Annotated in this window: 15 protein-coding genes; 3 read left to right on the top strand and 12 right to left on the bottom strand. The window is 38.3% G+C overall.

The window, feature by feature from the left end:
- Positions 1-14: 14 nt before the first annotated feature.
- From ligA to MKX37_RS01775, 3 genes are read right to left on the bottom strand one after another with little or no spacing between them, the layout of a single operon-like run.
- Positions 15-2,024 (bottom strand): NAD-dependent DNA ligase LigA, encoded by a 2,010-nt coding sequence (ligA, locus tag MKX37_RS01785; protein ID WP_002010032.1) that lies wholly within the window; start codon positions 2,022-2,024, stop codon positions 15-17.
- Positions 2,025-2,039: 15 nt separating this feature from the next.
- Positions 2,040-4,271, bottom strand: coding sequence for a DNA helicase PcrA (gene pcrA / locus MKX37_RS01780; RefSeq protein WP_002169288.1), 2,232 nt, complete (start codon positions 4,269-4,271; stop codon positions 2,040-2,042).
- A 12-nt stretch (positions 4,272-4,283) separates the two neighbouring features.
- A complete protein-coding gene (locus tag MKX37_RS01775) occupies positions 4,284-4,973 on the bottom strand; it encodes a heptaprenylglyceryl phosphate synthase (RefSeq protein ID WP_002124878.1) in 690 nt (229 codons plus the stop codon).
- A 596-nt stretch (positions 4,974-5,569) separates the two neighbouring features.
- Here MKX37_RS01775 and MKX37_RS01770 point away from each other — a divergent pair.
- From MKX37_RS01770 to MKX37_RS01760, 3 genes are all read left to right on the top strand, one after another.
- Positions 5,570-5,953, top strand: a complete 384-nt coding sequence (locus MKX37_RS01770) for a YgaP family membrane protein (protein ID WP_002124877.1) — start codon at positions 5,570-5,572, stop codon at positions 5,951-5,953.
- Positions 5,954-6,172: 219 nt separating this feature from the next.
- On the top strand, positions 6,173-7,018 hold the full coding sequence (locus tag MKX37_RS01765; RefSeq protein ID WP_002063557.1) for an SPFH domain-containing protein: 846 nt from the start codon (positions 6,173-6,175) through the stop codon (positions 7,016-7,018).
- A gap of 15 nt (positions 7,019-7,033) precedes the next feature.
- Complete coding sequence (locus MKX37_RS01760) at positions 7,034-7,198, top strand: toxin-antitoxin system HicB family antitoxin (protein ID WP_002063556.1); 165 nt, start codon at positions 7,034-7,036, stop codon at positions 7,196-7,198.
- A 35-nt stretch (positions 7,199-7,233) separates the two neighbouring features.
- Here MKX37_RS01760 and purD read toward each other — a convergent pair whose 3' ends face one another.
- From purD to purC, 9 genes are all read right to left on the bottom strand, one after another.
- Positions 7,234-8,505: a phosphoribosylamine--glycine ligase gene (purD, locus tag MKX37_RS01755; protein WP_002124874.1), complete on the bottom strand. Its 1,272-nt coding sequence runs from the start codon at positions 8,503-8,505 to the stop codon at positions 7,234-7,236.
- A 378-nt stretch (positions 8,506-8,883) separates the two neighbouring features.
- Entirely contained in the window at positions 8,884-10,419 is a 1,536-nt protein-coding gene (gene purH / locus MKX37_RS01750) for a bifunctional phosphoribosylaminoimidazolecarboxamide formyltransferase/IMP cyclohydrolase (RefSeq protein WP_002169290.1), read from the bottom strand.
- 24 nt (positions 10,420-10,443) lie between these two features.
- Positions 10,444-11,031, bottom strand: a complete 588-nt coding sequence (gene purN / locus MKX37_RS01745; RefSeq protein ID WP_002124872.1) for a phosphoribosylglycinamide formyltransferase — start codon at positions 11,029-11,031, stop codon at positions 10,444-10,446.
- Complete coding sequence (gene purM / locus MKX37_RS01740; RefSeq protein ID WP_002010019.1) at positions 11,028-12,068, bottom strand: phosphoribosylformylglycinamidine cyclo-ligase; 1,041 nt, start codon at positions 12,066-12,068, stop codon at positions 11,028-11,030. Before purM ends, purN begins: the two co-directional genes overlap by 4 nt.
- 100 nt (positions 12,069-12,168) lie before the next feature.
- Entirely contained in the window at positions 12,169-13,584 is a 1,416-nt protein-coding gene (gene purF / locus MKX37_RS01735; protein ID WP_002124870.1) for an amidophosphoribosyltransferase, read from the bottom strand.
- Positions 13,569-15,788, bottom strand: a complete 2,220-nt coding sequence (gene purL / locus MKX37_RS01730; RefSeq protein ID WP_002124868.1) for a phosphoribosylformylglycinamidine synthase II — start codon at positions 15,786-15,788, stop codon at positions 13,569-13,571. Before purL ends, purF begins: the two co-directional genes overlap by 16 nt.
- Positions 15,772-16,455: a phosphoribosylformylglycinamidine synthase subunit PurQ gene (gene purQ, locus MKX37_RS01725; protein ID WP_000666771.1), complete on the bottom strand. Its 684-nt coding sequence runs from the start codon at positions 16,453-16,455 to the stop codon at positions 15,772-15,774. Before purQ ends, purL begins: the two co-directional genes overlap by 17 nt.
- Entirely contained in the window at positions 16,452-16,706 is a 255-nt protein-coding gene (gene purS / locus MKX37_RS01720; RefSeq protein ID WP_000278823.1) for a phosphoribosylformylglycinamidine synthase subunit PurS, read from the bottom strand. Before purS ends, purQ begins: the two co-directional genes overlap by 4 nt.
- Positions 16,699-17,418, bottom strand: coding sequence for a phosphoribosylaminoimidazolesuccinocarboxamide synthase (gene purC / locus MKX37_RS01715; RefSeq protein WP_002010014.1), 720 nt, complete (start codon positions 17,416-17,418; stop codon positions 16,699-16,701). Before purC ends, purS begins: the two co-directional genes overlap by 8 nt.
- Positions 17,419-17,464: the final 46 nt, after the last annotated feature.

Genomic DNA, 17,464 nt, shown 5'->3' with positions numbered 1-17,464 from the left:
TAAGTTTGCACCTCTTACTTATTCAGCTCTTGTAAGAACCTCTCTTCATTCCAAACTTCAACATTGTGCTTCTCTGCTTGCGCTAATTTCGAGCCTGCAGCTTCACCAGCAACAAGTAAATCCGTACTTTTACTAACACTTCCTGTTACTTTTCCACCTAATGCCTCAATTTTCTTCTTCGCTTCACTGCGGCCCATAACTTCTAATTTCCCTGTTAAGACGACAGTTTTTCCTGCGAAGTACGATTCAACATTTTGTAAATCAGCAATTTTTATACCTTTGTATGCCATGTTCACGCCATACTCTTTAAATTGTTGTAATAGCTCTAATACGTCTTCATTATCGAAATACGTTACAACGGATTGAGCCATTTTTTCACCAATCTCATTAATTGTTTTTAATTCTTCTTCCGTCGCTTTCACAAGCTCATCCATCGTTTCGAAATGCTCAGCAAATGTACGTGCCGCTTTCGCACCGACATGACGAATACCAAGACCGAATAATAATCGCTCTAATGAGTTTTCCTTAGAATTCTCAATTGCTTGGACTAAATTTGTTGCTGATTTTTCACCGAAACGTTCTAGTTCTAATAATTGCTCTTTCGTCAATGAATATAAATCAGCAAACGTACGAATATAATCCGCATCAAAGAGTTGTGTAATTACACGTTCTCCAAGTCCATCAATATTCATTGCATTTCTTGAAACGAAATGGATTAATCCTTCACGAATTTGAGCTGGGCAAGTCGGATTTATACATCGAAGTGCTACTTCTTCTTCTAAACGAACAAGTTCACTCTCACATGCTGGACAATGCGTTGGCATATGATATTCTTCTTCCTCACCAGTACGCTTATCAAAAATAACGTTCACAACTTCAGGAATAATATCTCCAGCCTTTTTCACAACAACGTAGTCACCAATTCGAATATCCTTTTCACGAATTAAATCTTCGTTATGTAAAGAAGCACGACGAACGATAGTACCAGCCACTCTAACTGGCTCGAGCTCTGCAGTTGGTGTTACAACTCCTGTGCGGCCGACACTTAATTCAATCCCTGTTAATCTCGTCACAACTTCTTCAGCTGGGAATTTATAAGCTATTGCCCATCTTGGACTCTTTGCTGTAGTTCCTAAGCTTTCTTGAATAGCAACATCGTCTACTTTTATAACGATTCCGTCAATTTCATAATCAAGATGCGGGCGTTTTTCTTGCCACTCTTCTACATAGGCTATTACGTCTTCAATTGTTTCACATGTACGACGATTTGGATTCGTCTTAAATCCAAGCTCACCTAAGAAATCCAGTGATTCACTGTGGGATGGAATTGTTTTTTCTTCTACATTAGCAAGACCATACACAAACATAGATAAGTTACGCTTCGCTGCAATTTTCGGATCAAGTTGGCGTATCGATCCTGCTGCCGCATTACGTGGATTCGCAAATACATCTTCACCATTTTGCTCTTTTTCTTCATTTAATTTAACGAATGAACGCTTCGGCATATAAGCCTCGCCTCGTGCTTCTAACGTTACTTCTTCATTTAAACGCAGCGGGATAGCTTTAATCGTTTTTAAGTTTTGGGTAATATCTTCACCCGTTATACCATCACCACGTGTTGCTCCTTGAATGAAGCGTCCTTTTTCATAATGAAGTGAAACAGCAAGTCCGTCAATTTTTAATTCGCATATATATCTTACATTCGCATCATCAATTCCCTGATGTACTCTTCGATCAAAATCACGCAAATCTCCTTCATTAAACGCGTTTCCTAAACTTAACATTGGTGATTTATGCGTTACCTTTTCAAATATATCAAGAACAGTCCCCCCAACGCGAATGGAGGGAGAGTCTTCACTCATAAACTCTGGGTTCTCTGCTTCTAATTTTATAAGCTCCTGCATATCACGGTCATATTCCGCATCAGAAACAGAAGGATTGTCTAATACGTGATATTGATAGTTAAATGTATTTAACAAATCACGCAGTTCTTCTATACGTTTTTTGGCTATCTCTTTTGACATATCCTCAGTCCTTTCCTATTGTTTCGTCACAGGTGCAAATTTTGCTAATAAACGTTTAATACCAATTGGGCTTGGGAACGCAATATCTAATTCTTTTGAATCTCCTTCACCCTTTACACTTACAACTGTACCGACTCCCCACTTCTGGTGAGCAGCTTTATCGCCTATTCCCCAGCCAATTTGCTCGCCACCTGTCGTCTTAACAGCCGGACGCGCGAAAGCTGAACGAGAGCGTGTTGTAGTTGCGCTTGTCGTTCTTCCTTTTGCACCAAACGAAGTTTCACGCTTCGGTGCTGTTTCGTTTAATGGTTCTACTAATTCTGCCGGAATTTCTGTAATAAATCGAGATGCTGCATTCATACTTGTTCTACCAAATAAAGTACGCATTTGAGCATTAGATAAGTATAGCTCTTCTTCTGCACGAGTAATACCTACATAGGCAAGACGACGCTCTTCTTGCATTTCATCCTCTTCCATAAGAGAACGAGTATGCGGGAATATCCCTTCCTCTAAGCCAACAATAAAGACAACTGGGAACTCTAATCCTTTTGCTGAGTGCATCGTCATTAAAATAACTTCTTCACCAGCAGTTGGATCTTCATCTACACGATCAATATCCGCAACAAGAGCTAAGTCTGTTAAGAATGCAACAAGGCTCTTATCTTCGCTTTGGGATTCAAATGTTTGTGTAACAGATAAAAACTCGTCTAAGTTTTCTAAACGACCTTCTGCTTCTAAAGAACGCTCATTTTTCAACATATCGCGATAGCCTGTCTTCTCAATAACTTCTTCTACTAATTCTGTAACAGATAAATACTCTTGCATATTTACCCAGTTGTGTAATAAACTTGCGAATTCTTTTACTGCTTTTGTTATTTTTGCACTTACACCAACATGCTCAATCTCATCAAATACAGCAGTTAATGAGATTCCGTTTTGCACACCATAATTAATAATTTTATCTATAGAAGTCGCACCAATCCCACGCTTTGGCATGTTTATAATACGTGCAAAACTAATCTCATCATCTGGATTCCCAATTAAACGTAAGTACGCCAAAATGTCTTTAATCTCTTTACGGTCGTAGAACTTAGTACCTCCGACGATTTTGTAAGGGATATTAGATTTCAGGAAAATCTCCTCGACCATACGAGACTGGGCATTTGTACGATATAACACTGCAAAATCAGTATATTTTCGTTTCCCCATTTGAATATCATCACGAATTTTTTTCGCAACAAAATACGCTTCGTCCTTTTCAGTTGCAGCACGATAATACGAGATTTTGCTTCCAATTTGATTGTCTGTCCATAATTTCTTCGGTTTACGGTTTGAATTTTTTTCAATTACAGCATTCGCTGCATTTAAAATATTTTGTGACGAACGATAATTTTGTTCTAACAAGATAACTTGCGCATTCTCATAGTCTTTTTCGAATGACAAAATGTTAGAAATGTCAGCCCCGCGCCAGCGGTAAATAGACTGATCAGAATCACCTACAACGCAAAGATTTTTAAAACGTGCTGCTAAATGTTTAACAAGAAGGTACTGAGCTTTGTTCGTATCTTGATACTCATCAACGTGAATATATTGGAACTTACGCTGATAAAACTCTAGTACTTCTGGAACACGTTCAAATAGCTGAATCGTTGTCATAATTAAATCATCAAAGTCTAATGAGTTATTTTTCAAAAGACGTTTTTGATATTCTGTATATACATCGCTCGTTAATTTTTCATATGGGTCAGCGATTGTAATTTTTTTTGCATATTTATCTGCAGATAACAGTTCATTTTTCGCATTACTAATACCGGCTAAAATAGAGCGCGGCTCAAATTTCTTCGGATCAATATTGCGCTCTTTCATAATTTTTTTGACTACAGTTAACTGATCGCCTGAATCTAAGATTGTAAAGTTACGATTAATACCAATACGATCGATATCACGTCGTAAAATACGTACACACATAGAGTGGAACGTAGAAATCCAAATATCTTCTGCTTCTGGTCCAACAAGTTTATCAATACGCTCACGCATTTCACGAGCAGCTTTATTTGTAAAGGTAATTGCTAGTACATTCCATGGCGCCACACCTTTTTCACCAAGTAAATATGCAATACGGTGTGTTAACACACGTGTTTTCCCACTACCTGCGCCTGCCATTAATAGAAGTGGTCCATTTGTTGTTTGTACTGCTTTTTGTTGCTGCGGATTTAAACCATTTAATAACTTATCTGTCGTACTCATATGCGCCTGCACCTACTCTCCTTTTACTGCTTTAACTGTTTTTAATGCCGATTTTATATCATCATAAATAATATTTCCAACAACTACTGTATCAGCATACTGCGCCATTTCTTTCGCTTGTTCTGCATTAGAAATACCACCGCCATAATATAGCTTAGCTTGTTTCAATTCTGCTTTTACATTTTTAACAAGCTCAATGTCTCCATACGTCCCGCTATATTCTAAATAGAATATCGGTAAATGTAATAGCTTGTCTGCTAAACGCGCATATGCAATAACATCATCTTCTGTTAAATCACATTTTGCATCTGTAAGCTGGGCTACTTTCGCTTCTGGGTTTAAAACACAATACCCTTCCATGTAAATTTCGTCCCAGTCCATAATATCCCCAAATTCTTTCAATGCCTCATGATGAACACCTGTTACCCATTCTACTTTTCGGCTATTTAAAACACTTGGGATGTAATAAAAATCAAATCCTGGTGTAATTGCCTCCACATCAGAAACCTCTAACACACAAGGCACTGCATATCTACGAATGCTAACTAGCATGTGTAATACGTTATCAATTGTCACTCCATCACTTCCGCCTACAATAACAGCATCCGTTCCAGATTCACAAATCATTTCTAAATGTTCGTCACTTAACTCCTTATTTGGATCAAGCTTAAATACATGTTTCCATTTGGAAATATCGTACATGAAAACACCCTTTCTTTTCTCTAGTTATATAATTTCTGTTCAAAATAACAGTTAATTTTTATCAAGATTTTTTACATTCCTTGCTATATCTTTACCAGACTTTTTGAACTTCCTTACTATATTTGTTCAAAAAGGAGGATATAGAGAGCCGAGCAGGTCGAGGCGCATTCGCCAGGAGGAACGGAATGTAGTTTTCCCTACATGAGTACCGGACTGGCGTATGTAACGATGAAATGCGACAGCTATCTTTACCGGACTTTTTGAACTTCCCTACTATATTTGTTCAAAAAGGAGGATATAGAGAGCCGAGCAGGTCGAGGCGCATTCCCTAGGAGGAACGGAATGTAGTTTTCCCTACATGAGTACCGGACTGGCGTATGCAACGATGCAATGCGACAGCTATCTTTACCGGACTTTTTGAACTTCCTTTTACGCATTCTTTCATTATAACAAAAAAAGCTACCTACACACACGCCCAATCCAACATCTTTTTCAACGTCAAATGTTGGATTACATATCAAAAAACTTATACGGAATACTAACAAATGAAATAGTATTTTCTATTTCGAAGTTAATTAAAAAGGAGTGTTTTTCTAATGAAGCAAAACATTGGCACAATTAGTGCTCTAATTCGAATTACACTCGGACTCATCCTCTTCGGTTGTAGTACAGCTAAACTCGTACGTAAACCTTGGTGCACTTGGTCTAAAGTTTTGCTATGGATTGGTGCCATGAAAATTGCGGAGGGAATCGTTCGTTTCTGCCCTATTGTTGAAGCCTGTAAGTTTGGAAAATATATGAATATGAGCGCATTTAAAATGCCTAGCATGAATTTCACTGAAAAAGGACATAATAAAGAAGAAGTTAATTCAGCTTCCAGTCATGACAAGCCAAAGTCAAAGTCAGATGGAAGTTATGACACTTCTGACAAAGAGATTGAGTCAGCGATTGAAGAATTAATCCTGGCAAAACCGCTTTGAATCATTTGTCACGATGCAAGATGCTCTCAAAGGGACTTAGCTGCTGCAGTGGGCAGCTAAGTCTTCTTATTTTACCACGAAACAGAACGTACATTCTTGTTTTCACCCTTAAAACGTACATAAAAGATATCAAACAATAAAATTCAGAAAATTAGGTGTAACCCTCTTGCATGTAATGATATAAAAGTGATATCATTTTTATATCAAGGAGGCGATCATATGAAAGAAAAACAAGTATTTTATGTTAATGGATTTCTCGGCGTTATTGGAATTTTAGTTTTAGCCGCTATCGGTGTATTTTGCCTTGTACAAGAAATGTTTGTAATAGCTATTTTAGCTCTCATATTAGCATCTGTTTTAGCTACAGGTATCGGTATCGTTCAACCGAATCAAGCGAAAGTTATTACGTTCTTCGGTAGTTATTTAGGAACAATTCGTCAAAATGGTTTATTTTTAACAATTCCATTCGCGTTTCGTCAAACTGTATCTTTACGTGTTGAAAACTTTAACAGTAAGAAATTAAAAGTAAACGATGTTGAGGGCAATCCAATTGAAATTGCAGCCGTTATCGTATATAAAGTTGTTGATTCAGCAAAAGCAATGTTTGGTGTTGAGCATTACGATCGATTCGTAGAAATTCAAAGCGAAACAGCAATCCGCCACGTTGCTACAAAATATCCTTATGATAATTTCCAAGATGAAACTTGTATCACGTTACGAGGAAATACTGAAGAAATCTCTGAAGAATTAAAGCGTGAGTTAGAAGCACGCCTTGAAATCGCTGGCGTAGAAGTATTAGAAACTCGTTTAACGCATTTAGCTTACGCAACAGAAATTGCCCATGCAATGCTCCAACGTCAACAAGCAAAAGCAGTATTAGCTGCTAGAAAAGAGATTGTTGAAGGTGCTGTGAAGATGGCGAAAGATTCAATCCATATGTTAGATGAAGAAGGCGTACTGGAACTCGATGACGAGCGTAAAGCAAATATGGTGAACAATTTATTAGTTGCCATCGTTTCAGATAAAGGTGCGCAACCAGTTATTAATACAGGAAGCCTATACTAAAGGTTGTAAGTGATTATGGCCAAAAAGAAAAGCTTTCCATTACGTATTGATCCTGAATTACACGCAGTCATCGAAAAATGGGCGAATGATGAGTTTCGTAGCGTCAATGCACACATCGAGTATTTACTTCGAGAAATGGCAAAGCAAAAAGGAAAATTAAAAAAAAATAAAGATGCATAAAAATCCCGCTGAGAAATCAGCGGGATTTTTATATATTAGCTTTTCGTCATCTCATGCCCAATTGCACGATATCCTATATCACTTCGGTAAAATAAACCATCACTCTCAATTTTACCGATTTCTTTATAGACCTTATCTTTCGCTTCTTGTAAACTATTCGCCTTACAAGCAACAAATAATACACGGCCACCGTTTGTTACAAAGTCACCATGTTTCATCGCTGTACCCGCATGGAAAACTATTACATCTTGCAGTGCATCTAATCCGTTAATAATTTCACCTTTTTTATATGCTTCTGGATATCCTTTCGAAGCAAGTACGACACCAATAACTGCTTCCTTTGACCATTGTAACGTTAATTCACTTTCATCTAATACAGCGTTACATACATCAACTAAATCATTTTCTAAGCGTGGTAATACAACTTCCGTTTCAGGATCGCCAAAGCGTGCATTGAACTCAATTACCTTTGGACCATCATTCGTTAAAATAAGCCCCGCATATAAAATTCCTGTAAACGAACGATTTTCTTGGATCATCGCTTTAGCAGTTGGATGTAATACTGTTTGAATCGCTTCTTGAACCGCTGATTCCGGAATTTGTGGTACTGGGGAATATGCACCCATTCCGCCTGTATTAGGACCTTTATCACCATCAAAAGCTCGTTTATGATCTTGAGCAATTACCATTGGATACACAGTTGTTCCATTTACAAATGCCATTAATGAAAATTCTTGTCCATCTAAAAACTCTTCAATAACGACCTTCTTGCTTGCTGCGCCGAATTTCACATCTTGTAGCATTTCTTTCACAGCTTGTAATGCCTCTTCAAGCGTCATTGCTACCGTTACACCTTTACCAGCAGCTAACCCATCTGCCTTAATTACGATCGGTGCACCAACTTTCTGAATGTACTTTACTGCCTCTTCATAGTCTGTAAAAGTTTCATATGCCGCAGTTGGAATATCATACTTTTTCATCAATTCTTTCGTAAAAGCTTTACTACCTTCAATAACAGCAGCCGCTTTATTAGGTCCAAATACACGAAGTCCCTCTTCCTTAAAGCGATCAACGATTCCATTCATAAGTGGAATTTCTGGTCCAACGAAAGTTAAGCCTACATTGTTTTCTTTTGCGAATAAGACTAATGCATCAAAATCATTCTCATCAATATCAACTGGTGTTGCAACGTCTCGCATACCTTCATTACCTGGCGCTACATATATTTTTTCTACCTTTTCAGATTGTGCAAACTTCCAAGCTAAAGCATGCTCACGTCCACCACGGCCAATTACTAAAACATTCATATTTCATCCCCCAATAATTAAATAAGTACAAACTAGAAGCTATGCTCCTAGTTTGTTTTCATATCAATAAAAGTTTAAAAAGGAGGATCAAGAGAACCGAGCAGGTCGAGGCGCATTTGCCAGGAGGACACGGAGTGTAGCTTTCCTACATGAGTACCGCACTGGCTATGCAACGACGACATGCGACAGTTATCTTGACCGGACTTTTTTAACAACCGTATCAATAGAAAGTTAAAAAGGAGGATCAAGAGAACCGAGCAGGTCGAGGCGCATTTGCCAGGAGGACACGGAGTGTAGCTTTCCTACATGAGTACCGCACTGGCTATGCAACGACGACATGCGACAGTTATCTTGACCGGACTTTTTTAACATCCTCTATTAGTGTTTGAAATGACGTACGCCAGTGAACACCATAGTAATCCCATACGCATCTGCCATTTTAATAGAATCTTCATCACGAATCGATCCGCCTGGTTGGATGATTGCTGTAATTCCAGCTTTTGCTGCTTCTTCTACTGTATCTGGCATTGGGAAGAAAGCATCAGATGCAAGTGCGCTACCTTGTGCTTTTTCGCCAGCTTGTGTAATTGCGATTTTTGCAGAACCTACACGGTTCATCTGTCCCGCGCCTACACCAACTGTCATGTTATCATTCGCTAAAACAATTGCATTTGATTTCACATGCTTTACAACTTTCCAAGCTAGTTTTAAATCTTTCCATTCTTGCTCTGATGGTTCACGTTTCGTTGGAATTGAAATTGCGTCCTCATCTAATGATAACGTATCTTCTTCTTGAATAAGAAGACCACCTTGTACAGAAGTTAGTTTTTTGCTTGCACTTGTCGCTTTTTCAATATTTACAGTTAGTAAGCGTAAGTTCTTCTTACTTTGCAACACTTCTAAAGCTTCTTGCGAGAACGAAGGAGCGATAACAATTTCTAAGAAAATTTCGTGTAACTTTTCTGCTGTAGCTTTATCAATTTCACGATTTGCTGCAATAATACCGCCGAAGATTGATACTGGATCCGCTTCATAAGCACGAGTATATGCTTCGTGAATATCAGTTCCTACTCCAACACCACATGGATTCATATGTTTTACCGCTACTACTGCTGGTTCTGTAAATTCTTTCACGATGCTAAGTGCCGCATCCGCATCGTTGATATTGTTATAAGATAATTCTTTACCATGTAATTGTTCTGCGTATGCAACAGAAGACGTTGCTGCGAATGGCGCTTTATAGAATGTCGCTTTTTGATGTGGATTTTCGCCATAGCGTAAATCTTGTTTTTTCTCAAATGTCACCGTTACTGTTTCAGGGCTTTCTTCGCCCATTTGCTTTGTTAAGTAGTTAGAAATTAATGCATCATATGCCGCTGTATGACGGAATACTTTCGCTGCTAATTTACGTTTCGTTTCCTCTGTTACTTCACCGTTCTCTTTCAGTTCTGCTAATACAACATCATAATCTACTGGATCTACAATTACCGACACAAATTTATGATTTTTCGCAGCAGAGCGAATCATTGTTGGGCCACCGATATCAATATTTTCAATTGCATCAGCAAATGTTACATCAGGCTTAGCGATTGTTTCTTTAAATGGGTATAAGTTAACAACAACAAAGTCAATTGGTTGAATACCTAATTCATTCATTTGCGCTACATGCATTTCATTATCACGAACTGCTAATAGACCACCATGAATATTTGGATGTAATGTTTTTACACGACCATCCATAATTTCTGGGAAACCAGTTACTTCAGAAATACCAATTACTTGCAAGCCGTTTTCTTCTAATAATTTTTTCGTACCACCTGTTGAAATAACTTCAATCCCTTGTTCAAGTAAACCTTTAACAAATTCTACTACTCCTGTTTTATCTGAAACACTTACTAATGCACGCTTTTTCATTTATCCTTCACCCCTGGTTGTATGTTAGTTAACAGTTGGTTTTTTCACAGACTGAACAATTTGATTCACTGTATTTACGTATAATTTATGTTCAACTTGTTGAATTTTCTTTTGTAAGCTTTCTCTCGTATCCCCTTCAGAAACAACTACTGCTTCTTGCGCAATAATTGGACCTGTATCCATACCTGCATCTACATAGTGAATCGTTACTCCGGTTACTTTCACACCCGCTTCTAACGCTTGACCAACAGCATCTTTCCCTGGAAAACTCGGTAGTAGTGATGGATGAATATTAATAATTTTCCCGCCGTACGCTTCTAGTAAAGTCGTTCCAATTAAACGCATATATCCAGCTAAAATAACATAATCAATTTCATACTCTTCTAGCTTTTTTAATATCTCTTTTTCAAATGCTTCTTTTGACTCATATGCTTTCGCTGAAAAGGAAAAACACGGAATATGGTGATAGTGTGCCCGTCCAATAGCGCGTGCCTCTGGTTTATCACATACTAATAAACTAATATCTGCATCCAATATTTTGTCTTCTACCGCATTAATGAGAGATTGAAAGTTAGAGCCGCTCCCAGAAGCAAAAACTGCTAATCTACTCATACTTCTGTTCCCTCAATAAAGGTAACACCAGACCCTTGTACAGTGTGTCCAATAATATGAGCTTTCTCGCCTTGTTCCTCAAGAAGACGAACAATATCTTTTGCCTCTTCTTCCTTTACTGCTACTACCATACCAATACCCATGTTAAAAATATTGAACATTTCTTTCTCTTCTAGTTTTCCGACTTCTTGAAGTAAACTGAAGATCGGTTGAACTTGCCAAGATCCTAATTCAATTTCCGCACCGATTCCTTCTGGCAACATACGTGGAATATTTTCAATGAACCCGCCACCTGTAATATGCGCCATACCGTATACTTCATGTTTCTTCAATAGTTCTAAAATAGGTTTGACATAAATTTTCGTTGGTTTTAATAATTCTTCACCAAGAGGTAGTTCTAGGCGGCCGTAAATACGGTCTAAAGATAGTTCTCCATCTTCTAGTAATACTTTTCGTACTAAAGAATAACCGTTACTATGAATACCGCTAGATGCTAAGCCAATTAATACGTGACCAGCTTCAATTTTTTCACCTGTTACAATTTTCTTTTTATCAACAATTCCAACTGTAAAACCAGCTAAATCGTATTCTTCCGTAGAATACATTCCTGGCATTTCAGCTGTTTCTCCACCAATTAATGCACAACCAGCTTGGCGACAGCCCTCTGATATACCTTTGACGATGTTTTCAATTTTACTAGGTTCAGCTTTACCACAAGCAATATAATCAAGGAAGAAAAGCGGCTCTGCTCCTTGGACAACAATATCATTTACACACATTGCTACTGCATCAATACCAATTGTGTCATGTTTATCTGCCATAAAAGCGAGCATCAATTTCGTTCCCACGCCATCTGTTCCAGATACTAATACAGGTTCTTCTAATGCAAATTTTGATAGATCAAACATACCTCCAAAACCGCCTAAACCGCCTAGCACTTCTTTTCTCATAGTTGTTTGTACGTGTTTTTTCATGCGAGATACCGCTTCATATCCAGCTTCAATATCTACTCCTGCTTGCTTATATGCATTCGCCATCGTTTTTTACACCTCGTCTTTTAATTTCTCCCCATCCAGGGCGGCCGTTTTAAGAAAGAAGCTAGCTTCTACATCAAAAGAAGTAGAAGCTTTTTTCTTCTTATTTCATACTTTCTAAAAGCTCTTGCTCATAATCATAAAGAGCTGTTGGATAGTCTCCATTGAAGTAAGCCATACATAGACCACCGTATTTCCCTTCATATGGGCGTCCAATTGCATCTACTAATCCATCTTCACTTAAAAATGTTAGTGAATCTGCTCCGATGATTTGACGGATTTCTTCTATTGAATTATTTGCTGCGATTAATTCTTTTCTCGTTTGAATATCAATGCCATAGAAGCATGGATACTTAAGAGGTGGTGAAGCAATTCTTACATGGACTTCTGTCGCTCCAGCCTCGCGAAGCATACGAACAATTCGTTTACTTGTCGTTCCTCTTACGATAGAATCGTCAATCATAACAACTCGTTTTCCTTCAACTACGCCTCTTACTGCTGAAAGCTTCATCTTAACCCCTTGCTCACGCAGTTCTTGAGAAGGTTGAATAAACGTACGTCCAACGTAACGATTTTTAATTAACCCTAACTCATACGGAATTCCTGTCGCCTCCGCATAACCAATTGCTGCTGAAATACTAGAGTCTGGTACACCAGTAACAACATCAGCTTCAATAGGAGCTTCCGCCGCTAAACGTTTCCCCATGTTTTTACGTGCTGCATGAACATTAATACCAGCTATATTAGAATCTGGACGTGCAAAGTAAATGTATTCCATACTGCAAATCGCATGGTCTACTTCATTTGTAAAACGATCTACGTGAATTCCTTCATCATTGATAATAAGCAATTCACCAGGTTCTACATCACGAATGTATGTTGCCCCAACTACATCGAAAGCACATGTTTCCGATGCTACAACGTAAGCATCCCCCATCTTTCCAATTGAAAGAGGACGGAATCCATTTGGATCTAGCGCAACGATCATTTCATTTCCAGTTAGTAAAAGATATGCAAACGCACCTTTCACTTTATTTAGAGCCTCTTTTACACTATCAATTAAAGAATCTTTTGTACTACGCTTAATGAGGTGTAAAAGTACTTCTGTATCTGAACTTGTTTGAAAAATACTTCCCTCTGCCTCTAATTCACGACGAAGCATTTTTGCATTAATTAAATTTCCGTTATGAGCTAACGCCATGCTATGATCGGAAAAACGGAATAATAATGGTTGAACGTTAGCAACTTCACTTCCACCAGCTGTTGCATATCGTACGTGTCCAATTGCTGATTTCCCGTTTAATCCCTCTAGCTCACCTCTTGAAAACACTTCTGATATTAAACCTAACCCCTTGTGACCGATGATTTTTTCCCCATTATTTACAACAATGCCTGCGCCCTCTTGCCCACGGTGCTGCAAACTGTGCAATCCGTAGTACGAAACTTGTGCTGCATTTTCATGCCCCCAAATTCCAAAAACGCCACATTCTTCATTTAACCCCTTTATTTCAGCAAGCATGGGATTGCCCCTTTCCAAGCCTTTCTCATTTCATCTACATTTGCTGTAAGTAATACTTCATTTTCTTCATTATGAATTGTTACTTCATTTGTATTTGTCACTTCTCCAACTTGAATTGCTTCAACCACTTTCTCAAATGCTTCTTTATTTTCACGTTTTACGGTTATAACGAAGCGCGATTGTGATTCTGCAAATAATACTGCTGTTGCTTCTCCGTCTAATTTCACAGTAGCACCTAAACCGTTAGCACCAATTGCACTTTCAGTAATTGCAACTGCTAAACCACCTTCTGCAACATCATGTGCAGATTGAACAAGGCCAGCTTGAATTGCTGCTAGTACTTGCTTTTGGCGTTTTAATTCTACATCTAGATCGATGCTTGGTGATTGACCGAAAATTTTTCCGTAGATCATTTTCTGTAATTCACTTCCACCAAACTCAGCTTTCGTCTCTCCAATTACATAAACTAAATCGCCAGCTTGTTTAAATTCTTGTGTTGTTACGTGTTTTAAATCGTGTACAAGTCCAACCATCCCAACAGTTGGTGTTGGATATACAGCTTCACCACTACGCTCGTTATACATTGATACATTCCCGCCGATAACTGGCGTTTGTAACTTGCGGCAAGCTTCACTCATACCGTCTACTGATTTCTCAATTTGCCAGAAGATCTCTGGTTTTTCTGGGTTACCGAAGTTTAAGCAATCTGTAATTGCAAGTGGCTCCCCGCCAGAACATACGATATTACGTGCTGCCTCTGCTACTGCAATTTTACCGCCCACTTCTGGATCTAAATAAATGTAGCGAGAGTTACAATCTGTCGTCATTGCTAATCCTTTTTCTGTGCCGCGTACGCGTATAACCGCTGCATCTGAACCTGGTGTAACAATTGTGCTAGTGCGCACTTGATAATCATATTGATCATATACCCACTCTTTACTTGCAATCGTTGGTTGTTGTAATAAAGATAATAACGTTTCTTTATAATCTTCTACTTTTGGTGTTTCCATTTTCATCTGCTGGAACTCAGCAAAGTATGCTGCTTCTTTTGACGGTTTATGATAAATTGGTGCTTCTTCTGCAAGAGCATCCGCCGGTACTTCAGCTACCATTTCGTCTTTATGGAATAGGCGAAGCATTTTATCTTCAGTTACTTTCCCCATCGTAACTGCTGCAAGACCATACTTTTCAAATAAATCTACTATTTCTTGCTCTCTACCTTTTTTCACAACGATTAACATACGCTCTTGTGATTCAGATAACATCATTTCATATGGAGTCATTCCAGTTTCACGCTGCGGTACATCATCTAAGTACATTTCAATACCCATACCTGCTTTACTTGCCATTTCTGCAGAAGATGATGTTAAACCAGCAGCTCCCATATCTTGAATTCCAACAAGTGCATCAGACTGAATAAGTTCTAAACATGCTTCAATAAGAAGTTTCTCCATAAATGGATCCCCTACTTGAACTGCCGGACGCTTCGCTTCTGAGCTTTCAGATAACTCTTCAGATGCGAATGTTGCACCGTGAATACCATCACGACCAGTTGATGCTCCTACGTACATTACTGTATTACCAGCACCATGTGCTTGCCCTTTTTTTATATCTTCATGATTAATTAGGCCTACACACATTGCATTTACAAGTGGATTTCCTTCATAACATGGATCAAACTGTACTTCTCCACCAACAGTAGGAATACCGATGCAGTTACCGTATCCTGCGATTCCTGCTACTACTTCTTCGAATAAATATTTCACACGTGGTGATTGTAATTCACCGAAACGAAGTGAGTTTAATAGAGCTACCGGACGTGCGCCCATAGAGAATACATCGCGAATAATACCACCGACACCTGTTGCTGCCCCTTGATATGGCTCAATTGCAGAAGGATGGTTATGACTTTCCATTTTAAATACCACCGCTTGATTATCACCGATATCTACAATTCCAGCGCCTTCTCCAGGTCCTTGTAAGACACGCTCACCTGTCGTTGGAAACTTACGAAGAACTGGCTTTGAATTTTTATAACTACAATGTTCAGACCACATAACAGAGAATAGTCCCGTTTCTGTATAATTCGGCAAACGGCCTAAAATCTTTTCAACCATGGCAAACTCTTCGTCTGTTAGCCCCATTTCCGCATATATACGCTCTTCTTTAATTTGTGTTGGATTTGGCTCAAGCATTAACGACATATGTTTCCCTCCACTGTTTTAAGATAGATTGAAAGACTTTTAAACCTTCAGCACCGCCAAGTAATTCATCTACAGCACGCTCTGGGTGTGGCATCATACCAAGAACATTTCCTTTTTCATTTACAATACCCGCAATATCTGAAACGCTTCCATTCGGATTTTCTACGTAACGGAATGCGATTTGATTATTCTCTTCTAATTGTTTAAGAGTCGCTTCATCACAATAGTAATTTCCTTCGCCATGTGCAATTGGAATATTAATTACTTCATCTTTTTCATATTGTGATGTAAACATCGTTTCATTATTTTCAACACGTAACTGAACCGTACGGCACATAAATTTCAAGTTTTCGTTTCTCATTAATGCTCCTGGTAGTAATCCTGATTCAACAAGAATCTGGAATCCATTACATACACCTAAAATTGGCTTTCCTTGCTCAGCAGCTTTTTGCACTGCTTTCATTGCGTTAGCAAAGCGAGAAATAGCACCACAACGTAAATAGTCACCGTAAGAGAATCCACCTGGTAGTAAAATTGCATCATATTCATCTAAATTCTCTCTATCGTGCCAAACGTAATCTACTTCTTCACCAAGCTCATCTTTAATTGCATGGAACATATCGACATCACAGTTCGAACCTGGGAATACTATGACTGCAAATTTCACTGTGCGACAACCTCCTCAACTTCATAACGGAAGTCTTCCATTACAACGTTTGCTAATAATTTTTCACACATTTCTTTTACCTTGCTATCCAGATCAGATACTGATTTATCAATTGTTAATTCCATATATTTTCCGATTCGAACGTCTTGTACTTCTGTAAATGAAAGACTATGAAGTGCTCCCTTTACCGCAGTTCCTTGTGGATCTAATACACTTTCTCTTAACGTTACATATACCTTAACTTTATACATGTGAAGCTCCCCCTAAACGTTTTAAAATTTCTTCATATGCTTCTGTTAAATTCCCAAGATCACGACGGAATACATCTTTATCAAATTTTTCATTGCTCGTTTCATCCCATAAACGGCAAGTATCTGGTGAAATTTCATCTGCTAATATGATTTCCCCTTCTTCTGTTACGCCAAACTCTAATTTAAAATCTACTAATCTTACACGACAGCTTGCGAAATGCTCAATCAACACTTGATTGATTTGTAGAGCTGCATCTCGTAATACGCTTACTTGCTCTGGTGTTGCAACATTTAACAAACGAATATGATCTTCCGTTACAAGTGGATCTCCTAAATCATCATCTTTGTAGTAAAATTCTACGATTGGTGTTGTAAGAGCAGTTCCTTCTTCCATTCCTAGTCTTTTTGAAAGACTGCCTGCAATTACGTTTCTTGTGACAACTTCTAATGGAATAATACTCACCTTTTTGACAAGTTGTTCTGTATCAGATAACTTCTCCACAAAGTGTGTTTTAATTCCAACTTCTTGTAACTTTCTGAACAATAAAGTTGTAATCTCATTGTTCAAACGACCTTTTCCTGTAATTGTCGCTTTTTTCTCCCCATTGAAAGCAGTCGCACTATCTTTGTACTCTACCCAAACCATATCTGCTGCTTCTGTACGATAAATTCTTTTTGCCTTACCTTCATACAGCAATTCTAGCTTTTGCATTTCGCAAGCCCCCTGTAGTTTGAAAAATGTGAATAATATTTTTATA

This window comes from Bacillus sp. FSL R5-0709, from assembly GCF_038004785.1.
GTDB classification, from domain to species: Bacteria; Bacillota; Bacilli; order Bacillales; family Bacillaceae_G; genus Bacillus_A; species Bacillus_A mycoides.
Note: the sequence above shows the minus strand (reverse complement) of the source record. Positions and strands in the feature narration are given on the sequence as shown.

Bases quoted from the DNA above. Each gene is read 5' to 3' on its own strand.
- MKX37_RS01760 (WP_002063556.1), top strand. From the start codon at position 7,034: ATGGCCAAAAAGAAAAGCTTTCCATTACGTATTGATCCTGAATTACAC.
- ligA (WP_002010032.1), bottom strand. From the start codon at position 2,024: ATGTCAAAAGAGATAGCCAAAAAACGTATAGAAGAACTGCGTGATTTG.
- MKX37_RS01765 (WP_002063557.1), top strand. From the start codon at position 6,173: ATGAAAGAAAAACAAGTATTTTATGTTAATGGATTTCTCGGCGTTATT.
- purC (WP_002010014.1), bottom strand. From the start codon at position 17,418: ATGCAAAAGCTAGAATTGCTGTATGAAGGTAAGGCAAAAAGAATTTAT.
- pcrA (WP_002169288.1), bottom strand. From the start codon at position 4,271: ATGAGTACGACAGATAAGTTATTAAATGGTTTAAATCCGCAGCAACAA.
- purH (WP_002169290.1), bottom strand. From the start codon at position 10,419: ATGAAAAAGCGTGCATTAGTAAGTGTTTCAGATAAAACAGGAGTAGTA.
- purL (WP_002124868.1), bottom strand. From the start codon at position 15,788: ATGTCGTTAATGCTTGAGCCAAATCCAACACAAATTAAAGAAGAGCGT.
- MKX37_RS01770 (WP_002124877.1), top strand. From the start codon at position 5,570: ATGAAGCAAAACATTGGCACAATTAGTGCTCTAATTCGAATTACACTC.
- purF (WP_002124870.1), bottom strand. From the start codon at position 13,584: ATGCTTGCTGAAATAAAGGGGTTAAATGAAGAATGTGGCGTTTTTGGA.
- purN (WP_002124872.1), bottom strand. From the start codon at position 11,031: ATGAGTAGATTAGCAGTTTTTGCTTCTGGGAGCGGCTCTAACTTTCAA.
- MKX37_RS01775 (WP_002124878.1), bottom strand. From the start codon at position 4,973: ATGTACGATATTTCCAAATGGAAACATGTATTTAAGCTTGATCCAAAT.
- purD (WP_002124874.1), bottom strand. From the start codon at position 8,505: ATGAATGTTTTAGTAATTGGCCGTGGTGGACGTGAGCATGCTTTAGCT.
- purM (WP_002010019.1), bottom strand. From the start codon at position 12,068: ATGGCGAATGCATATAAGCAAGCAGGAGTAGATATTGAAGCTGGATAT.
- purS (WP_000278823.1), bottom strand. From the start codon at position 16,706: ATGTATAAAGTTAAGGTATATGTAACGTTAAGAGAAAGTGTATTAGAT.